General features: G+C 71.5%; 17 protein-coding genes. 3 read left to right on the top strand and 14 right to left on the bottom strand.

Annotated features, from left to right (window positions below; all coding sequences use genetic code 11):
- Window positions 1-11: 11 nt before the first annotated feature.
- The 5 genes from der to N8J89_RS12545 all read right to left on the bottom strand — a co-directional run bounded on the left by der (window position 12) and on the right by N8J89_RS12545 (window position 5,122).
- Complete coding sequence (der, locus tag N8J89_RS12565; RefSeq protein WP_502868485.1) at window positions 12-1,373, bottom strand: ribosome biogenesis GTPase Der; 1,362 nt, start codon at window positions 1,371-1,373, stop codon at window positions 12-14.
- A 41-nt stretch (window positions 1,374-1,414) separates the two neighbouring features.
- On the bottom strand, window positions 1,415-2,104 hold the full coding sequence (locus tag N8J89_RS12560; protein ID WP_283664511.1) for a lysophospholipid acyltransferase family protein: 690 nt from the start codon (window positions 2,102-2,104) through the stop codon (window positions 1,415-1,417).
- On the bottom strand, window positions 2,101-2,850 hold the full coding sequence (cmk, locus tag N8J89_RS12555; RefSeq protein WP_283664510.1) for a (d)CMP kinase: 750 nt from the start codon (window positions 2,848-2,850) through the stop codon (window positions 2,101-2,103). Before cmk ends, N8J89_RS12560 begins: the two co-directional genes overlap by 4 nt.
- Before the next feature lie 191 nt (window positions 2,851-3,041).
- Window positions 3,042-3,803, bottom strand: a complete 762-nt coding sequence (locus tag N8J89_RS12550; protein ID WP_283664509.1) for an SDR family NAD(P)-dependent oxidoreductase — start codon at window positions 3,801-3,803, stop codon at window positions 3,042-3,044.
- A gap of 902 nt (window positions 3,804-4,705) precedes the next feature.
- Window positions 4,706-5,122, bottom strand: coding sequence for a MarR family winged helix-turn-helix transcriptional regulator (locus N8J89_RS12545; protein ID WP_283664508.1), 417 nt, complete (start codon window positions 5,120-5,122; stop codon window positions 4,706-4,708).
- Window positions 5,123-5,201: 79 nt separating this feature from the next.
- On the opposite strand from N8J89_RS12545, the gene N8J89_RS12540 reads away from it, so the two are divergent.
- Complete coding sequence (locus N8J89_RS12540; protein WP_283664507.1) at window positions 5,202-5,684, top strand: cation:proton antiporter regulatory subunit; 483 nt, start codon at window positions 5,202-5,204, stop codon at window positions 5,682-5,684.
- Window positions 5,685-5,689: 5 nt separating this feature from the next.
- On the top strand, window positions 5,690-6,865 hold the full coding sequence (locus N8J89_RS12535) for a cation:proton antiporter (RefSeq protein ID WP_283664506.1): 1,176 nt from the start codon (window positions 5,690-5,692) through the stop codon (window positions 6,863-6,865).
- A 39-nt stretch (window positions 6,866-6,904) separates the two neighbouring features.
- On the opposite strand, the gene N8J89_RS12530 is transcribed toward N8J89_RS12535, so the two are convergent.
- A complete protein-coding gene (locus N8J89_RS12530; RefSeq protein WP_283664505.1) occupies window positions 6,905-7,342 on the bottom strand; it encodes a VOC family protein in 438 nt (145 codons plus the stop codon).
- A gap of 1 nt (window position 7,343) precedes the next feature.
- Window positions 7,344-7,913: a DinB family protein gene (locus N8J89_RS12525; RefSeq protein ID WP_283664504.1), complete on the bottom strand. Its 570-nt coding sequence runs from the start codon at window positions 7,911-7,913 to the stop codon at window positions 7,344-7,346.
- Between the two features lie 62 nt (window positions 7,914-7,975).
- Between N8J89_RS12525 and N8J89_RS12520 the strand changes: the two genes are divergently transcribed.
- On the top strand, window positions 7,976-8,935 hold the full coding sequence (locus N8J89_RS12520) for a helix-turn-helix transcriptional regulator (RefSeq protein WP_283664503.1): 960 nt from the start codon (window positions 7,976-7,978) through the stop codon (window positions 8,933-8,935).
- Between the two features lie 107 nt (window positions 8,936-9,042).
- Here the strand turns inward: N8J89_RS12520 and N8J89_RS12515 are convergent, their stop codons facing one another.
- From N8J89_RS12515 to N8J89_RS12485, 7 genes are all read right to left on the bottom strand, one after another.
- Window positions 9,043-10,098 carry a glycoside hydrolase family 19 protein gene (locus N8J89_RS12515; RefSeq protein ID WP_283664502.1) on the bottom strand — a complete coding sequence of 352 codons (1,056 nt, stop codon included), beginning with the start codon at window positions 10,096-10,098 and terminating at the stop codon, window positions 9,043-9,045.
- 34 nt (window positions 10,099-10,132) lie between these two features.
- Window positions 10,133-11,086 carry an alpha/beta hydrolase gene (locus N8J89_RS12510; protein WP_283664501.1) on the bottom strand — a complete coding sequence of 318 codons (954 nt, stop codon included), beginning with the start codon at window positions 11,084-11,086 and terminating at the stop codon, window positions 10,133-10,135.
- Between the two features lie 90 nt (window positions 11,087-11,176).
- Window positions 11,177-12,856: a chitinase gene (locus N8J89_RS12505; RefSeq protein ID WP_283664500.1), complete on the bottom strand. Its 1,680-nt coding sequence runs from the start codon at window positions 12,854-12,856 to the stop codon at window positions 11,177-11,179.
- 152 nt (window positions 12,857-13,008) lie between these two features.
- Window positions 13,009-14,166 carry an LLM class flavin-dependent oxidoreductase gene (locus N8J89_RS12500; RefSeq protein WP_283664499.1) on the bottom strand — a complete coding sequence of 386 codons (1,158 nt, stop codon included), beginning with the start codon at window positions 14,164-14,166 and terminating at the stop codon, window positions 13,009-13,011.
- Window positions 14,167-14,178: 12 nt separating this feature from the next.
- Window positions 14,179-14,733: an NADPH-dependent FMN reductase gene (ssuE, locus tag N8J89_RS12495; RefSeq protein ID WP_283664498.1), complete on the bottom strand. Its 555-nt coding sequence runs from the start codon at window positions 14,731-14,733 to the stop codon at window positions 14,179-14,181.
- 9 nt (window positions 14,734-14,742) lie between these two features.
- Window positions 14,743-15,948 carry an SfnB family sulfur acquisition oxidoreductase gene (locus N8J89_RS12490; protein WP_283664497.1) on the bottom strand — a complete coding sequence of 402 codons (1,206 nt, stop codon included), beginning with the start codon at window positions 15,946-15,948 and terminating at the stop codon, window positions 14,743-14,745.
- Window positions 15,945-17,168, bottom strand: coding sequence for an acyl-CoA dehydrogenase family protein (locus N8J89_RS12485; protein ID WP_283664496.1), 1,224 nt, complete (start codon window positions 17,166-17,168; stop codon window positions 15,945-15,947). Before N8J89_RS12485 ends, N8J89_RS12490 begins: the two co-directional genes overlap by 4 nt.

Genomic DNA, 17,168 nt, shown 5'->3' with positions numbered 1-17,168 from the left:
CCACATCCGAGCTACTTCTTGCGCTTCTCGCGGACCCGGACCGACACCTGCACCGGGGTGCCGGTGAAGCCGAACTGCTCGCGGAACTTGCGCTCGATGAACCGGCGGTAGCTCGCCTCCAGGAAGCCGGAGGTGAACAGCACCAGCGTCGGCGGGCGCACCCCGGCCTGGGTCGCGAAGAGCACCTTGGGCTGCTTGCCGCTGCGGACCGGGGGCGGGGTGGCCGCGATCAGGTCGGCCAGCCAGGAGTTGAGCTGGCCGGTCGGGATGCGGCGTTCCCAGGAGTTCAGCGCGGTGCGCAGGGCGGGGGCCAGCTTGGCCACCGCGCGGCCGGTGTGCGCGGAGATGTTGACCCGCTCGGCCCACGGGATGCGCTTGAGGTCGCGTTCGAGCTCCCTGGTCATGGCCAGGCGGCGGTCCTCGTCGACCAGGTCCCACTTGTTGAAGGCCAGCACCAGGGCGCGGCCCGCCTCGACGACCATGGTGATGACGCGCTGGTCCTGCTCGCTGATCGGGGTGCTGGCGTCCAGCAGCACGATGGCGACCTCGGCGGTCTCGATGGCCGAGTGCGTTCGCAGTGACGCGTAGTACTCGGCGCCCTGGGCGAAGTTCACCCGCTTGCGCAACCCGGCGGTGTCGACGAAGCGCCAGACCTCGTCGTCCAACTCGATCAGGGAGTCGACCGGGTCGACCGTGGTGCCCGCGACGTCGTGCACCACCGAGCGCTGCTCACCGGCCAGCTTGTTCAGCAGGCTCGACTTGCCCACGTTCGGCCTGCCCACCAGGGCGACCCGGCGCGGGCCGCCGACGGGGGCGCGGAAGTCGTCGCGCGGGCTCTCCGGCAGGGTCTCCAGGACCTTGTCCAGCAGGTCACCGCTGCCCCGGCCGTGCAGACCGCTGACCGGGAACGGCTCGCCAAGGCCCAGCGACCACAGCGAGGCCACGTCGGCGTTGAGGCGGTCGTCGTCGACCTTGGTGGCCACCAGGATCACCGGGCGGTCGGCGCGGCGGAGCAGCCGGGCCACCGTCTCCTCGGTGGTGGTGGCGCCGACGGTGGCATCCACCACCAGCATGATCGCGTCCGCGGTGCGCATGGCGTACTCGGCCTGCGCGGCCACCGCGGCCTGCAGGCCGCTGGCGTCGGGCTCCCAGCCGCCGGTGTCGACCACGCTGAACTTGCGGCCGTTCCACATCGCCTCGTAGGTCACCCGGTCGCGGGTCACCCCTGGCACGTCCTGCACGACCGCCTCGCGGCGGCCCAGGATGCGGTTGACCAGGGTCGACTTGCCCACGTTGGGGCGGCCGACCACGGCCAGCACCGGCAACGGCTTGGCGCCGTCGGCCAGGTCGCCGTCCTCGGCCGCGTTCTCCACCGCGGCCCAGTCGGCCTCATCAGTCCATGTGCCGTCCAGGCTCACGCGCTGTCTCCTTCTTGCTGCTCGGCGTTGCCCGGGTACCCGGCACGCATCACGTCCAACTCCGCGACCAGTTCGGCCAGCCGGCCGCGGACCAACTCGGTCGCCTCGGTCAGGGCGGTCTTGCCCTTGCCGGGCGGCAGCGCGAACGGCGTGCCGAAGAGCACGTCCACCCGCGGCCGGAACCGGCGACCCGATCCTTCCGGACGACGGAAACCCCGGCAGGCCACGGGCAGCACCAGAGCGCCACCCGATCGGGCGAGCCAGGCCGCGCCGTTGGCCGCCTTGACCACCTCGCCGGTGCCCCGGGTGCCCTCCGGGAACACGCCGACCAGGCCTTCGCCCTCGCGCAGCAGCCGCACCGCGGTCAGCAGCGGCGTCCGGTCCGGTGCGCCGCGGCGCACCGGCAGCTGGCCGAGCCGCCGCAGGAACTTGCCGAGCGGGCCCTGGAACTGTTCGTGCTTGACCAGGAACACCGATCGACGACCGAGCACACAGAACAGTACGGGACCGTCCAGGAAGGCGGTGTGGTTGGCCACCATGACCACCGCTCCGGTGCGCGGAATCCGCTCCCGGTGGTGCAGGTGCAGCCGGTACGGGGTGCGCGCGACCACGGTGCCGATGCCGCGGCACAGGTCGTTGAACCAGGGCCAGGCGCCTTCGGGCAGGCCGCTGGGGTGTTCGGTCACGGCCCGGTCCGCTCCGGCACCGCGCTGAGTCCGTGCGCCTCGGCCAGCTCGACGAGGCGGGTGACCACGCCGTCGATGTCCAGTTCGGTGGTGTCGACCTCGACCGCGTCCTCGGCCCTGCGCAGCGGCGAGGCCTTGCGGGTCGAGTCGTAGGTGTCCCGGCGCCGCACATCGGCCAGGGTCGCCTCCACCGAGACGGCCCGGCCGGCGCGGGCGTCCTGGTCGACCCGGCGCTGGGCGCGGGCCTCGGCCGAGGCGGTCAGGTAGATCTTGAGGTCGGCGTCGGGGGCGACCGTGGTGCCGATGTCGCGGCCCTCGGCCACGATCCGGCCGCCATCAGCCACCACCTCGGCGATGATCCGCTGCTGCTGACCCACGATCAGCGCGCGCACCTCGGCCACCGCGGAGACCGGGGACACCGCGAGGGTGACCTCGGGGCCGCGGATCTCGGCGGCCACGTCCTCGGTGCGCTCCAGGTCGGCCGGGTCCGGGTCGGCCAGCTCGATGGTCGGCGCGAGCGGGTCGGTGCCCACCAGCATGCGGGTGGACTCGACCACGGCGAGCACCTTCTCCGCGTCGTTCGGGTCGACTCCGGCGCGCAGCACGGCGAGGGTGGCGGCGCGGTACATCGCGCCGGTGTCCAGGTACCGGGCGCCGAGCGCGGTCGCGAGCCGCCGGGTGACCGTGGACTTGCCGGTGCCAGCCGGACCGTCCACTGCCACCACGCCACGCACGCCCTGTGTCACCGTGAGCCCTCCTCGCCTACCCCAACAAAGGTCCGCCGGATATTGTGCCGCCTCCGCCCGGACCCGCCCGCACCAGCCACAACGGAACTGCCGGTCCAGGTAGTCCCGATGCCGTTGCCGCGACACGGAAATCGGTCTGCCAGCACGGATTCCGGATCCGGGCGGAGGTGGCAGCGGTCACATCCCCGGCGTCAGTTCTTGCCGCCGTCCACCACGACCTCGGCCGCGGTGATACCCGCCGCCCCCGGCGAGACCAGGAAGCCCACCGCCGCGGCGACCTCGGCCGCGGTGACCAGTCTGCCGATCGGCGTGCCCGCCGTCACCCCGGCGATCGCGTCACCGAGCATCTGCTCGGCCCGTTCGGAAGCGATCAGCCCAGGCGTGACGAGATTGACGGTGATCCCATCCGGCCCAACCTCCCAGGCCAGGCTGCGCGAGGCCCCGTGCAGAGCGGCCTTGGCCGCGGTGTACGCGACCGCGCCCGGCATGCCCTCGTGCACCAGGCTGGAGGAGATGGACACGATGCGGCCGGGCCCGGCGGCGCGCATGCCGGGCAGGACGGCGCGGATCAGGTCGAGGGTGCCTTCGACGTTGTGCCGCACCAGGTTTCGCCAGCCGGCGTCCTCGGCTTCGGTGAAGGTGGCGAAGCCGGGGCGGCGGGCGTCGGTCTGCGGGATCGCGTTGTTGACCAGGATGTTGACGGGGGCGAATCCGGACTGGTCGATGCTGTGGAGGAGGGTGCGGGCGGCGGTGGGGTCGGCCAGGTCGAAGGGCAGGGCGAGCGCGGGGGTGCCGTTGGCGCGGAGGTCGGCGGCGAGTGCTTCGGCTCGGTCGGCGTCGCGCTGGTAGGTGATGACGAGTCGGTGGCCAGCGCCGCTCAGCGTCCGGGTGATGGCTGATCCCAGGAGGCCTGCGCCTCCGGTGACCAGCGCTGTTGTGGTGTGGTTTGTCATGGCGATCTCCCCAGATAGATAGTCGGCTATGTAATTGGTCGAAGATGAGCGCGTTTGTGATTGATCGACCACTCATGGGTTCTGTGAGTGGTCGATCAATCACGGTTCGAGGGTGGACGAGGCGCAGCTTTGAGCACGGCGCGGGTCCACGCATGAGGCATGGATCCGGCACGGCTCAGGTCCGCGAGCGGGCCACGAATCCGGGTACGGTCCAGGTCCGCGAGTGGGACACAGAACCGGGCTGGGCGTAGGTCCGCGAACGGGACACGGATCCGAGCACGGCCCGAGCCCCGTAGATGAGGCGCAGGTCCGGGCACGGCGCGGCCGCGAGCGGTACCGATCCGAGCGCGGCGCGAGCCCCACAGGCGAGACACGAGACCGGGCACAGCTCGCCTCGCGAGCGAGACACGAGACCGGGCACAGCTCGCCTCGCGAGCGAGACACGAAACCGGGCAACGGTGCACCTCGTTAGCGAGACACGAGACCGGGCTCGGCGCGCCTCGCTAGCGAGGCACAGGTCCGAGCGCGGCCCGAGCCCGCAGGCGAGGCTTGAATCTGAGCAAAGCATGGGTCCGCGAGCGAGGAACGGATCCCAGCAAACGCGGCTCCGCAGCCGGAACGGATTCGCGCAGAGCGCGGCTCCGCAGTTGGAACGTATTCGCGCAGAGCTTGAAACCCGAGCTAGGCACAAACCGCGAGCATCCGCGGAACCGTGAGCAAGGCGCCGAACCGTGATTGGTCAGCCACTCACCTCGGCCGAGGGTGAGTGATTGACCACTCATTGCCGTTCGGAGTGAGTGACCAAGGCTCGGAGTGAGCCACAGGGCATGAGTGGTTGACCACTCACAGAACGCTGCCCTCCCCTCGAGTTGAGACATGAGTCAGGAGTCGTGAGTGGTTAATCACTCACCGCCGAAGCTGCGCCTCAGCAACCGCACCAGTTCCGCCCGCTCGGCCGGAGTCAGCCCCGCGCCGAGGCGTTTTTCCGCCTCCCGCCAGGCTGCCTCGACCGCCGGACGGGCCGCGCGGCCGCGTTCGGTGAGCCAGATCCGCACCATGCGCGCGTCCCGCTCGTGCGCGCCGCGACGCAGGAACCCCGCGGCCTCCAGGCGTTTCACCGCCTTGGCCACCGTGGGCTGCTCGACGCCCAGCCGTCGCACCAGTTCCGCCTGACACAGGCCGTCCTCCTGCCACAGCTCGTCGAGCAGGAAGTCCTGCCCCGCGGTCAGGCCGACCTCGCCCAGCAACGAGTCCAGCGGCCGCCGCCACCGCTTGAAGGCGGCGAGCAGCTGATAGGAGTCGTGCCGTCGGAGGCTCACCTGACGATGGTAAAGATATATAGCCGACTATGGATTACGCAAGCACCGGAGCGAGCACCGGAAGAGTTAGGGTGGAAACGTGCATGTCGAGGTCACGCCCCTGCCTGGAATCGGCACTCGTCAGGACTTCCTGACCAAGACCGGCCGCCGGATCGGGGTGATCACCCACCGGGACGGCCACTTCGAGCTGATCGCCTCCAAGTCCGACGATCCAGACTCCTGCGTCGCCTCCATCCCGCTCTCCACCGAGGAGGCCGGCGCGCTGGCCAGCCTGCTGGGCGCGCCGCAGCTGGTGGCGCAGCTGCGCGCGGAGCAGAACGAGCTCGCCGGGGTCACCACCAAGCAGCTGCCGCTCGCGCCGGGCACGCCGTTCGACGGACGACCGATGGGCGACACCCAGCTGCGCAGCCGCACCGGCGTGTCCATCGTCGCGGTGGTGCGCGCGGGCACCGTGCACCCCTCCCCCAAACCGGACTTCATCCTCGGCGGCGGCGACCTGCTCGTGGTCGTGGGCACCGGTCCGGGCCTCAAGGCCGCGGCGGACATCCTCGACAAGGGCTGAGTCCGGTGCACCACACGGCGTTGGCCCTGATCGAGCTGGGCGCGGTGTTCTTCGGCCTCGGCCTGCTCGGCAGGCTGGCCTGGAAAATCGGCGTATCCCCCATCCCGCTGTACCTGATCGGCGGGGTCGCCTTCGGCAAGGGCGGCCTGATCCCGCTGACCGGCATCGAGGAGTTCACCGGCATCGCCGCCGAGATCGGCGTGGTGCTGCTGCTGTTGCTGCTCGGCCTGGAGTACTCGGCAAACGAGCTGGTCACCGGCCTCAAACGGTCCTGGCTGGCCGGCGTGGTCGACCTGGTGCTCAACGCCACCCCCGGGGTCGCGGCCGCGCTGATCCTCGGCTGGGGCCCGATCGGCGCGCTGGCCATGGGCGGGGTCACCTACATCTCCAGCTCCGGCATCGTGGCCAAGGTGCTGGGCGACCTCGGCCGCCTCGGCAACCGCGAGACCCCGGTGGTGCTGTCCATCCTGGTCTTCGAGGACCTGGCGATGGCGGTCTACCTGCCGATCCTGACCGCGCTGCTGGCCGGGGTCAGCTTCTGGGGCGGACTGTCCACTGTGGGCATCGCGCTGTTCGCGGTCACCGTGGTGCTGGTCATCGCGATCAAGTTCGGCCGCTACGTCTCGGCCATGGTCGACAGTCCCGACCCCGAGGTCTTCCTGCTCCGGGTGCTGGGCCTCGCGCTGCTGGTCGCCGGGCTGGCTTCCCAGCTCCAGGTCTCCGCCGCGGTCGGCGCCTTCCTGCTCGGCATCGCCATCTCCGGCTCCACCGCGGAGAACGCCACCAAGCTGCTGGAGCCCCTGCGCGACCTGTTCGCCGCGGTCTTCTTCGTGGTCTTCGGCCTGAACACCGACCCGCGCGACGTGCCGCCGGTGCTCGGCGTCGCGGTGGCGCTGGTGGTGGTGACCACGGCGACGAAGATGCTCACCGGCTGGTTCGCCGCCGGGCAGCAGGGCATCGCCAGACTCGGCAGGCTCAGAGCGGGCTCGGCACTGGTGGCGCGCGGCGAGTTCTCCATCGTGATCGCCGGACTGGCGGTGACCTCCGGGGCGGTGGACTCGCAGCTGGCGCCACTGGCCACGGCCTACGTGCTGCTGATGGCGGTGTTCGGGCCGGTGGCCGCGCGCGTGGTGGAACCGTTGGCGCGCAAGGCGGTCGCGCTCAGGACCAGAACGGCGTAGCGGAGTCGCGGCGCGCGGCCGCGACTCCGGACCGGCCGGTCAGTCCAGGCAGAACTCGTTGCCCTCGGGGTCGGTCATGATGATGTGACCACCGGCCAGCGGCGGCTCGGGCTCGTGCCGGGAGATCCGGGCGGCGCCCCTGGCGACGAGCCGCTCGGCGGCTTCCTCCAATGCCGCCATCCGCTCCTCCCCCGCCAGCCCCGGCGCGGCGCGCACGTCGAGGTGCACCCGGTTCTTGGCCTGCTTTCCTTCCGGCACCCGCTGGAAGAACAGCCGCGGCCCCGCGCCATCGGGATCGATCACCGCCGAGGCGTCGTTGTGCCGCTCGGGCGGGATGCCGAACGCGGTCAGCGCCTGCGGCCAGGACTCGAAGCCCTGGGGCGGGTCCTGGACGCGGTAGCCGAGGGCATCGGCCCAGAACGCGGCCAGCGCGGCCGGGTCGGCGCAGTCGAAGGTGATCTGGACGTCGCGGGCCATGTCAGTTGGTCTCCTGTCGGGTGTGCCGGTAGAGGTCGCGGAGCAGGCTGACCTCGGCCAGGTGGTGGATCGCTTCACGGTTGACGTGCAGCACCAGCGCGGCCAGCGGGTGCTCGGCGTACTCGCCCTCGGCCTCCCCGCACGGACGGGCGAGACCGGCTTCGCCCAGGGACTCGACCCCGGCCAGCCACCTGGCGTACTGGGCGTCGAGCTGCTCCAGCGCGGCGGCCGCGGTCGGGGCGTAGTCGAAGGCGAAGTAGTCGGTGGGCGGGCCGCCGAAGTGCGCGGCGTCGCGCATCGCGAACACGCCGACGATCACGTGCGCGAGCCGCCAGGCGATCGTGGTCAGCGGCGGCGGGTCCGGCTCCGGCGCGGCGAAGTCGATGGTCATCGCGCCGGAGCCGCCCAGTACCGGCGCGGTGCCGGTGCCGCGCGGGCGCACGTTCCAGCAGCCGGGCGCGGGCTCCCAGAAGTACTCCTCGTCGGTGAGTCCGTCGAGGCGTGGACGCAGCTGCTGGGTCCAGTGCCAGCTGAGCTGGTCGCGGAGCAGGTGGTTCCAGGTCTCGGTCATGGCGGTCAGCCTGCCGCAGATAGCGGACAGCTGCCTTCCGCGATTCGTGCCACGATGGATGGGTGTCCGTGGAAGCGACCACCGAGCGAGTGCTGCGGCTGCTGGAGCTGTTGCAGCGCAGGCCGTCCTGGACCGCCACCGAGCTGGCCGCCGAACTGGGCGTCACCGACCGTTCGGTCCGCCGCGACGTGGAGCGGCTGCGCGCCATCGGCTACCCGGTGCTGGCCACCTCCGGCGTCGGCGGCGGCTACCAGCTCGGCGCGGGCACCCGGCTGCCGCCGCTGCTGTTCAACGACGAGGAGGCGATCGCCACCGCGGTGTCCCTGCGGCTGGCCGCGGGCGGCACGGTCGCCGGCGCGGGTGAGGCGGCGTTGCGCGCGCTGGCCAAGCTGGACCAGGTGATGCCGCCCCGGTTGCGGGCCGAGGTGCACGCGGTGCAGCAGGCCACCGACCTCCTGCTGGGACCGGGGATCGAGATCGACGCCGAGCTGCTGATGACGCTGGCCCGCGCCTGCCGTGACGCCGTCCGGGTGCGGTTCCGCTACGCCGCCCGCGGTGGCGCGGAAGCCGAACGCACGGTCGAGCCGGTCCGCATGGTGGCCACCCAGCGCCGTTGGTACCTGATGGCCTGGGACACCGACCGCGCGGACTGGCGCACCTTCCGCCTGGACCGCATGCGCGAGCTAGTCGCCACGACCTGGCGCTTCCGGCCCAGGGAGCACCCGGACCCGGTCACCTACGTGCACCACTCGGTGGCCGAGGCGCCGTACCGGCATCTGGCCAGGGTGCGGGTGCACGCGCCGGCCGAGCGGATCCGGGAGCTGGTGCCGCCGCAGGTGGGGCGGGTGGAGGAGGACGGCGACGGGTGTTGCGTGCTGGTGGTCGGCGGGGTGGACCTGGACTGGATCGCGGTGCACGTGGCGCGGCTGGAGTTTCCCGCCGAAGTGCTGGAGCCGCCGGAGCTGCGGGCGGCCATGGGGCGGCTGGCCACCCGGCTGGCCGCGATGGCCGGTGACGACTGACGGTCCGCAACGGCCAACACACCGTACGAGAACGGCCAACACGCCGGGGGGGAGTGCGCGAGCCCCGGCGCGGCGGCTGAGGCCGCCGGGCCGGGGCTCGCGCATGGTCAGCAGTACAGGTTCCCGCCCGGAGCGACTCCGACGATCCCGGTGAAGCGCTGGTAGGCGCTGACCCGGCTCTGCACCTGCGCCGGGTTCTTGCCGTCGCACTCCAGGGATCCGTTGATGCTCCGGATCGTCTGCCCGAACCCGTGGCCGTTGACCATCGCGTTGTGCGGCGTCATGGTGCCCGGTCCGTTCTGCGTGTTCCAGTACCAGAGCGCGGTCTTCCAGGCCACCGCCGGGTCGTTCTGCACCAGGTACGGGTTGTTCAGCAGGTCGATGCCGAGCGCGTCGCCCGCCGCCTTGTAGTTGAAGTTCCAGCTGAGCTGGATCGGGCCGCGGCCGTAGTAGGCAGCCTGGCCTGCCGGGCAGCCGTAGGGCTGGCTGCGGTCGCAGTAGTGCGGGTAGTTCGCGGTGTTCTGCTCCACGATGTGCACCAGGCCACCGGTTTCGTGGTTGGCGTTGGCCAGGAAGGCCGCGGCCTCCTGCTTGCGGACCTCCTCGGTGCCGGTCTTGGCGAAGCCGGGGAACGCGGCGACCGCGTTGAGCAGGCCCTGGTAGGTGTAGAAGGGGTTCCGGCTCGGGAACATCTGGTTGAACTGGGCCTCGCTGACCACGAACGCGCCGGGGTTGCCGGGGCCGGGGTCGCCGCCGCAGGCGTACGGCTCCCAGTACCAGGTGCTGATCACCGGGTCGTAGCCGGGATTCTCGTGCTTGGCGCGGTAGTACTTGCCGTCGGTGTAGCGCACGATCGAGCCCGCGGCGTAGAACTGGCCGGCCACCCAGTTCGGGTGGTTGCAGGTCGGCGTGCCCGGACCGCCGCCGCCGTCACAGGCGCCCTGGTCGGCCCAGACCTGGTTGCTGCCAGGGGTTTCGTTCTGGGTCCACCACTTGGCGGCGTAGTTGCGGCCGTTGTGCGAGACCTGGGCGCCGCCGGTGTACTGCTGGCCGGCGTTCCAGGCGGCGGCGCAGGCCGCGGCTTCGGCTTGCGGGGCTGGGGCGAACAGGGCGAGCGCGCCCGCGACCACCGCGGCCAGGGCGAGTCCGATGAGACGTTTCATGGTGGCTCCTTCAAGCTCCGCGCAGGGATCAGAGTCAGCCGCCGATGGCGTGCAGCAGCAGCGGCAGGGAACGCTTCAGGGCGCGTTCCCAGTAGGGCCAGGTGTGGCGACCGGCCCCGTAGAGGTCCGTGCTCACCCGCACACCGTTGCGCCGCAGCTCTTCCGCCAGCGACCCGGTCTGCTCGCCGAGCAGCTCCTCCACCCAGTCGTTGCCCGACCCCGGCGGGTCGAGCGGGCCTGGACGACCGTCCCCTGTGGACAGATAAACCGGGGTTTGGCGGAGCCGGGTGGCCAGGTCGAACGGATTGTGCGCGCGCCAGATGCGTTCCTGGGCACCGGGGTCGCCCCACAGCGCGTTCTTGTCGAAGCCGCGCTCGGTGAGGATCCGCTGCACCAGGTCGGTGCTGCGCGCGCCCTGGTAACGCGTGTGCACCACGCCGCTGTAGGCCGCGGCGTAGCTGAAGAACCCGGGATGCCTTGCCGCGTAGGAGAGTGCGCCGAAGCCGCCCATGGACAGCCCGGCCACCGCGCGGCGCTGGTTCGCCCGGAACTCCTTCTCCAGCAAGCGTGTCAGCTCCACCAGGTGGAACCGCTCCCACGCCGGACCGCCGGAAATCCAGTTGGAGTAGAAGCCAGCTGCCCCACCCTCGGGCATCACCACCAGCGCCCGCGCGGCCGCGGTGGCGGCCGCGCCGTCCATGTTGACCGTCCAGGACCGGTAGCCGGTCTCGCCCTCGCAGCAGCCGTGCAGCAGGAACAGCGTCGGCCAGCGCCGTCCCGGCTGCTCCCGGTAACCGGTGGGCAGCAGGACGCGGACGCCGACTTCCTTGCCGCCCAAGGCATCCGAGCGCACCGCCAGCTCCACCAGGCGTTCGGAGAGCGTGGTGGCGCGGACGATCCGCGCGCCGGACTCCGCGGCGGTGGCCGGGACGGCGAGGAAGACGTTGAGCAGCAAGGCGAAACTGAGCAGCAGCGTGCGCAGGCGCATGGAGTCCCCCTGTTGGCGTGGCGGGAGTGAGGGGCGGTCCGCGCACCCGGATGGGAGGTGCGGCTGCGCGGACCGCCGGTCAGTGGCGGGTCAGCCGAGTGAGTTCAGGTGCGGCTTGACCGTGTTGGCGAACTGCTTGCCGTTGCTGTGGTCCCAGTTGATCGACCAGGTCATCACGCCGCGCAGGTTCGCCGCCGCGCTGGCCGGTTTGAAGCTGCCGCAGTTCTGCAGCTTGGCCAGGCAGCTGACCGCGTTGTTCACCACCGAGGGCGCGACGTACCCGCTGCCCGCGCCCCGGGTCGAGGCGGGCAGGCCGAGGGCCACCTGGTCCGGGCGCAGCACCTTGAGCAGGATGCAGGCCTGCCCGGTGATGAAGTCGATGCTGCCCTGGCTCACCACGCCGCCGTTGCAGTCGTTCATCGACCCGGAGTTGTAGTACTGGGTGTGCACCACGGTCAGGATGTCCTTGGTGGCCTCGATCAGCGGCATGTACCGGCCGCTGGGCTGCACGTCCAGGGTCTGCGGGGCCATGGTGTAGATGAAGTTCGCGCCGAAGGTGTTGCGCAGCTGGCGGACCGCGCTGGCCACGTTCTGCGCGTGCAGCCCGTGTTCCAGGTCGATGTCCACCCCGTCCACGCCGAACTTGCGCAGCAGCGCGGTCATCGTCTCCACGAACGCGCTCACGTTGGCCGCGCTGCTGAAGTCGACGTTGCCCTTCTCGCCGCCGATGGAGAAGACGAACCGCTTGCCCTGGGCCCGTTTCGCCGCGATGTCGGCGATCATGTCCGCGTCGGAGTAGCCGCCCAGCGCGCTGGACAGCCCGGGGTCCACGCTGAAGCCGACCGCGCCGGGCCTGGTGGTGAGCGCGTCGGCGAAGGCGATCGCGATCAGGTCGTACTGCGGGTCGATGTCCCTGATCCGCAGGTTGGCCGCGCCGTTGACGAAGTTCTGCCAGTAGCCGGTGAGGATCCGCTTGGGCAGCGCGCCGCCGGGGTTGCCGCTGTCGGCGGTGGTGGTGCCGGTGACCGTGGCCGAGCGGGCCGACTCGCCGGCGGTGTTGTAGGCGCTGACCTGGTAGGAGTAGCTGGTCGACGCGCTCAGGCCGGTGTCGGTGTAGGAGGCGCCGGTGACGCTGCCGACCCGGCTGCCGCCGCGGTAGACGTGGTACCCGGCCGCGCCGCTGACCGCGGTCCAGCTCAGCGAGAGCGAGGAGGTGGTGGCCGATCCGGCGGTCAGGCCGCTCGGGCTGGCCGGGGCCTGCGGGTCGGGGTCGCCGCTGCCGGGCGGGCCGGTCAGCGCCACGTCGTCGACGAAGTAGGCGCCGGTGCCGTACCAGCCGTGCGTGTACACGGTGACCCGGCTGGTGTTCGCGCCGGTGGTGAACTTCGTGGACAGCTGGCTCCAGGAGTTGCCGCCGTGGGTCCAGGTGCTCACATCGGTGGTGCCGGTGCCGCTGGCGCCGAGGTAGGTGTAGCTGCCCTGCACCCAGGCCGAAAGCGTGTAGCTGGAGTTCGGCTTCACCGCCACCGACTGCGCGCAGCGGGCGTTGTCCTGCCCGGAGGGCGTGCTGGTCAGCGCGGCCGAGCCAGAACGGACCGGGGTGGTCACCGTGCCACCGCCCGCGGTGCAGGTCCAGCCCGCGGTGCTCTGCTCGAACCCGGCGTTGGCCACCAGGTTCGGCTCGGCCGCCGCGGCCGGGACGCCCAGCCCCAGCGCGGCCGTGGCCACGGCTACCAGTCCCACCAGCAGTTGCCGACGTCTGCGCGTCACAACAACCTCCACACCTCAAGAGCAACGGACAACCGTTTGGCGGCGGTGTTGTTGCTCTCGGCGTGGACCCTGTCATCCGGGTCACACCGAGACCGGCGTGCACCCAAAATGGACTAGACCACTCGGCATGTCAAGAGTGTGAACAGATCAGCTCACCGCGCAACTCCCTGTTGGGCGAACGGGATCGCGGCGGCGTGCTGCTCCGATTGGCCGAACGGGTTGCGCCACAGGCCCCTGCGGGCCAGCACCGGCAGCACCCCTTCGCCGAACCAGTAGGCCTCCTCCAGGTGCGGGTGCCCGGAGAGCACGAACTCCTCGATGCCCAGGGCGTGGTACTCGGCGATCCGGTCGGCGACCTCCTCGTGGCTGCCCACCAGCGCGGTGCCCGCTCCCCCGCGCACCAGCCCGACCCCGGCCCACAGGTTCGGCGAGATCTCCAGCCCGTCGGTGGAGCCGCCGTGCAGCGCGCGCATCCGCCGCTGTCCCTCGGACTCGCTGCGCGCCAGGCCCTCCTGCACCGAGGCGATGGTGGCCGGGTCGAGTGCGTCCAGCAGCCGCTGCGCCTCGGCCCAGGCGTGCCGCGCGGTGTCCCTGGCGATCACGTGCAGCCGGATGCCGAAACGCACCACGCGGCCCTGCGCCTCGGCGAGGGAACGGATCCAGGCGATCTTCTCCGCGACCTGCTCGGGCGGCTCGCCCCAGGTGAGGTAGACCTCGGCGTGCCGGGCCGCGACCTGACCAGCGGCGGGCGAGGAGCCGCCGAAGTAGATGGGCGGCACCGGATCCGGCACCCTGGTCAGCTCCGCGCCCTCCACCGCGAGGTGGGTGCCGGTGTGGGTGACCCGTTCCCCGCGCCACAACCGGCCCACGATGTCCAGGAACTCGCCGGTGCGCGCGTACCGCTGGTCCTTGTCCAGGAAGTCGCCGTGCGCGCGCTGTTCCTGGCTCTCGCCGCCGGTGACCACGTTGAGCAGCAGCCGCCCGCCGGAGTGCCGCTGGTAGGTGGCGGCCATCTGCGCGGCCAGGGTCGGCGAGAGCAGCCCCGGCCGGAAGGCGACCAGGAACTTCAGCCGCTCGGTGACCTCGGTGAGCATCGCGGTGGACAGCCAGGCGTCCTCGCACCAGGCCCCGGTCGGGGTGAGCGCGCCGGCGAAGCCGAGCTGTTCGGCGCTGCGCGCGATCTGCCCCAGGTAGGCCAGGGTGGCCGGGCGGGCGCCACCGGCGGTGCTGGTGTGCACGCCGTGGCCGCCGCCGACCAGGTAGCGGCTGTCGCCGTAGGTGGGCAGGAACCAGTGGAAGGTCAGGGTCATCGTCAGTTCCCGTCAGCTAGCCGCGAGCAGTTCGCCGTGGCGCCGGTGCACCGCGGCGGAGAAGGTGTCCACAATGGACAGCAGGGCGCTTTCCACCTCCGGCGCGAGGGTGATGCCGGTGTCGGTGCGCTGGATGAGCTTGTCCAGCACGAAATAACCTTGGGTGACGTGGTGCGCGCCCAAGGAGTTGAGCACCGGGCGCAGCGCGTAGTCCAGGGCCAGCACGTGCGCGGGGCTGCCGCCGGTGAGCAGTGGCAGCACCACCTTGCCGGTGAATGCGAACTGCGGCAGCAGGTCCAGCAGCGACTTGAGCACCCCGGTGTAGGCCGCCTTGTACACCGGCGAGGCCACCACCAGCCCGTCCGCCCGCGCGATCTCGGCGACCACCTCGGCGATCCGGGGTTCGGCGGCGTCGGCGGCCAGCAGCGACTCGGCGGGCAGCTCGCGGACCGCGACCGTGCGCACCCGGTGCTCCTGCTGGGCCAGCCGGTCGGCGAGCCGCTCCACCAGGGCGGCGGTTCTCGATGTGGCGGAAGGACTTCCGGAGATCACCAGGATCGAGGTCATCGGGTCTCCCTAGATGAGTCCGTGCCGGGGCGGGTGCTCGCCGGTCAGGGTGTGGCGGCCGATGTGCTGGAGCTTCCAGCGCACCGGGTCGTGCAGGGTGTGCGTGCGGGCGTTGCGCCAGTGCCGGTGCAGGTTCAGCTCCTCCAGCGCCGAGCGGGTGCCGCCGACCTCGAACAGGGCGTTGGTCACCTCGATGGCCGCCCGGTCGGCGGCCACCTTGGCCACCGCCACCGCGACCGAGGCGGCGGCCGCGGTGGTGTCGGCCAGGTGCGCCCTGGCCCGGTCGACCTCGGCGGCCGCCGTGGCCAGCAACGCCTCCGCGCCGCGCACCGCCACGGTCAGCTCGCCGAAGCGCTGGATGGTCAACGGGTCCTGATCCGCCCGCTCGGCCCCGCTCTCGAACCACGGGCGGCTGCGGGTGCGGACGAACTCCGCTGCCTCGGCCAGCGCGCCACCGGCGATGCCGGTGTCGATGGCCGCGTGCAGCAGCTGGGCCACCGCGCCGTGCAGCTGCGGACCGGTGAAGGTCCGGTGGTGTGGCACCACGTGCCCGGCCGGCACCCGCACCTCGTCCAGCCGCACGGTGCCGCTGGCGGTGGTGCGCTGCCCCATCCCGTTCCAGTCATCCACAATGGACAGTCCGGGCGCGTCGGACGGCACGTAGGCGACCTGCAACCTGTCCTCGGGATCCTTGGCCAGCACCGGGATCCAGTGCGCGAACAGCGCGCCGGTGCTGTAGTGCTTGACCCCGTTCAGCGTGAACTCCCCCGGTCCGGCCGGGGTCAGCCGGGTCCGGTAGTCCTGCACGTGCTTGGTCCCGGCCTCGGACTGCGCGTTGCCCAAACGCTTGCCTGCCAGGAGTTCCGCGAAGAAGAACCGCTGCTGTTCCGGGGTGCCCTGGGCGCGCAGCACGTTGACGTAGGCGAAGTGGCTCTGCGGGATCTGCGCCAGGTTGGGGTCGGCGGCGGCCAGCAGCCGGAACACCTCGGCCAGGGTGGTGGTGGCCACGTCGGCGCCACCGTGGGCGGCGGGCACGGTGACGCCGAGCAGCCCACTGGCCGACAGCTCGGCCAGTTCGGCCTCGGGCAGCCTGCGGTGCGCGTCGCGGTCGGCCGCCCCGGCCGCGAACTCCTCCGCGAGCTGGGCGGCCACCGCCAGCGCCTCGGCGTCGCCGCGGATCACCCGCACCGACGCCGAGGCTGGGATGGTGGTCATGAGTACCAGGTGGGCGCGGGGATCTCGTCGCGGAGCACGTACACCCCGACCTCGGCCCGCTTGTAGGCCACCGGGTCGTGCAAGGTGTGCGTGCGCACGTTGCGCCAGAACCGGTCCAGGCCCTGGCTGGACGCGGTGGCCCGCGCCCCGGTCACCTCGAAGATCCGGTTGGTCACCTCCAGCGCGACCTCGGTCGCCCTGGCCTTCACCGCGGCCACCCGCACCTCGTGCTCGCCGCGCCGCCGTTCGGTGAGCGCGTCCGGATCGTCGTGGATGGCTTGCGCCTCAACGGCCACCTGGTCCGCGAGGGCTTCCACCGCCCACAGCTTGCTGGCCAGGTCGCCGTAGGTGTCGATCACGTGCGGCTCGTCCACGGCCCGCTCATAGGCGGAGTACAGCCAGGACCGGCTGTGCTCGCGGGTGTAGGTGGCCGCGGTCTCCAGCGCGCCCTTGGCGATGCCGAGGTAGAAGTTGACGAACACCAGCTGGATCGCGGGCACGTTGATCGTGTTGTAGACCCTGGGCTGGAACACCTTGTTCTCGAACCCGGCGGCCGAGGCCCAGTCCACGTGCACGTCCCGGATCTCCACGCTGCCACTCTCGGTGAGCCGCTGCCCGATGTTGTCCCAGTCGTCGCCGAAGACGATGCCGGGCTGGTCGGAGGGCACGATGGCGAAGATGTGCGTCTCGGTGCCCTGCAACACGCCTTCCAGCACGGTGACGTCGGAGACCTTGCTGCCGGTGGAGAAGGACTTGCGTCCGTTGTAGACGATGGTGTCGCCGTTGTCGGTGATCACCAGGTCGTTGTCGCGCGGGTTGACCGCGCCGCCGAAGAACCAGCGGTGCTTGGCCGCGGCCTCCTCCACCGCGGCGATCTGCGCCGGGGTGCCGACCAGCCGGGCGGCCCAGGCCCACAGGTAGTGGTAGCCGAGCAGCTGGCCGATCGAGCCGTCGGCCTTGGCCACCTCGCGGATCACCTGGTAGGCGGTGACCCAGTTCTGGCCGCCGCCACCGTGTTCGGCCGGGGCGAGCAGGGTGACCAGGCCGGAGTCCTTGAGCAGCTGGACTTCCGCGTACGGGGTGGCCGCCGCCTTGTCGCGGGCGACCGCGTCCACGGCGAGGATGGCGGCCACCTCACTGGCGCGGTCGAGCCACTCCTGGGGCGTGCGCGGCTGGGGACGGTTGTCGAAGGTGGCGCTACGCGCTTCGGTGTTGGTCAT

This window comes from Crossiella sp. CA-258035, assembly GCF_030064675.1.
Taxonomy (GTDB): domain Bacteria; phylum Actinomycetota; class Actinomycetes; order Mycobacteriales; family Pseudonocardiaceae; genus Crossiella.
Note: the sequence above shows the minus strand (reverse complement) of the source record. Positions and strands in the feature narration are given on the sequence as shown.

Coding starts and splice junctions, on each gene's coding strand:
- N8J89_RS12490 (WP_283664497.1), bottom strand. CDS start 15,948: ATGACCACCATCCCAGCCTCGGCGTCGGTGCGGGTGATCCGCGGCGAC.
- N8J89_RS12485 (WP_283664496.1), bottom strand. CDS start 17,168: ATGACCAACACCGAAGCGCGTAGCGCCACCTTCGACAACCGTCCCCAG.
- N8J89_RS12515 (WP_283664502.1), bottom strand. CDS start 10,098: ATGAAACGTCTCATCGGACTCGCCCTGGCCGCGGTGGTCGCGGGCGCG.
- ssuE (WP_283664498.1), bottom strand. CDS start 14,733: ATGACCTCGATCCTGGTGATCTCCGGAAGTCCTTCCGCCACATCGAGA.
- N8J89_RS12530 (WP_283664505.1), bottom strand. CDS start 7,342: ATGGCCCGCGACGTCCAGATCACCTTCGACTGCGCCGACCCGGCCGCG.
- N8J89_RS12525 (WP_283664504.1), bottom strand. CDS start 7,913: ATGACCGAGACCTGGAACCACCTGCTCCGCGACCAGCTCAGCTGGCAC.
- N8J89_RS12550 (WP_283664509.1), bottom strand. CDS start 3,803: ATGACAAACCACACCACAACAGCGCTGGTCACCGGAGGCGCAGGCCTC.
- N8J89_RS12510 (WP_283664501.1), bottom strand. CDS start 11,086: ATGCGCCTGCGCACGCTGCTGCTCAGTTTCGCCTTGCTGCTCAACGTC.
- N8J89_RS12500 (WP_283664499.1), bottom strand. CDS start 14,166: ATGACCCTGACCTTCCACTGGTTCCTGCCCACCTACGGCGACAGCCGC.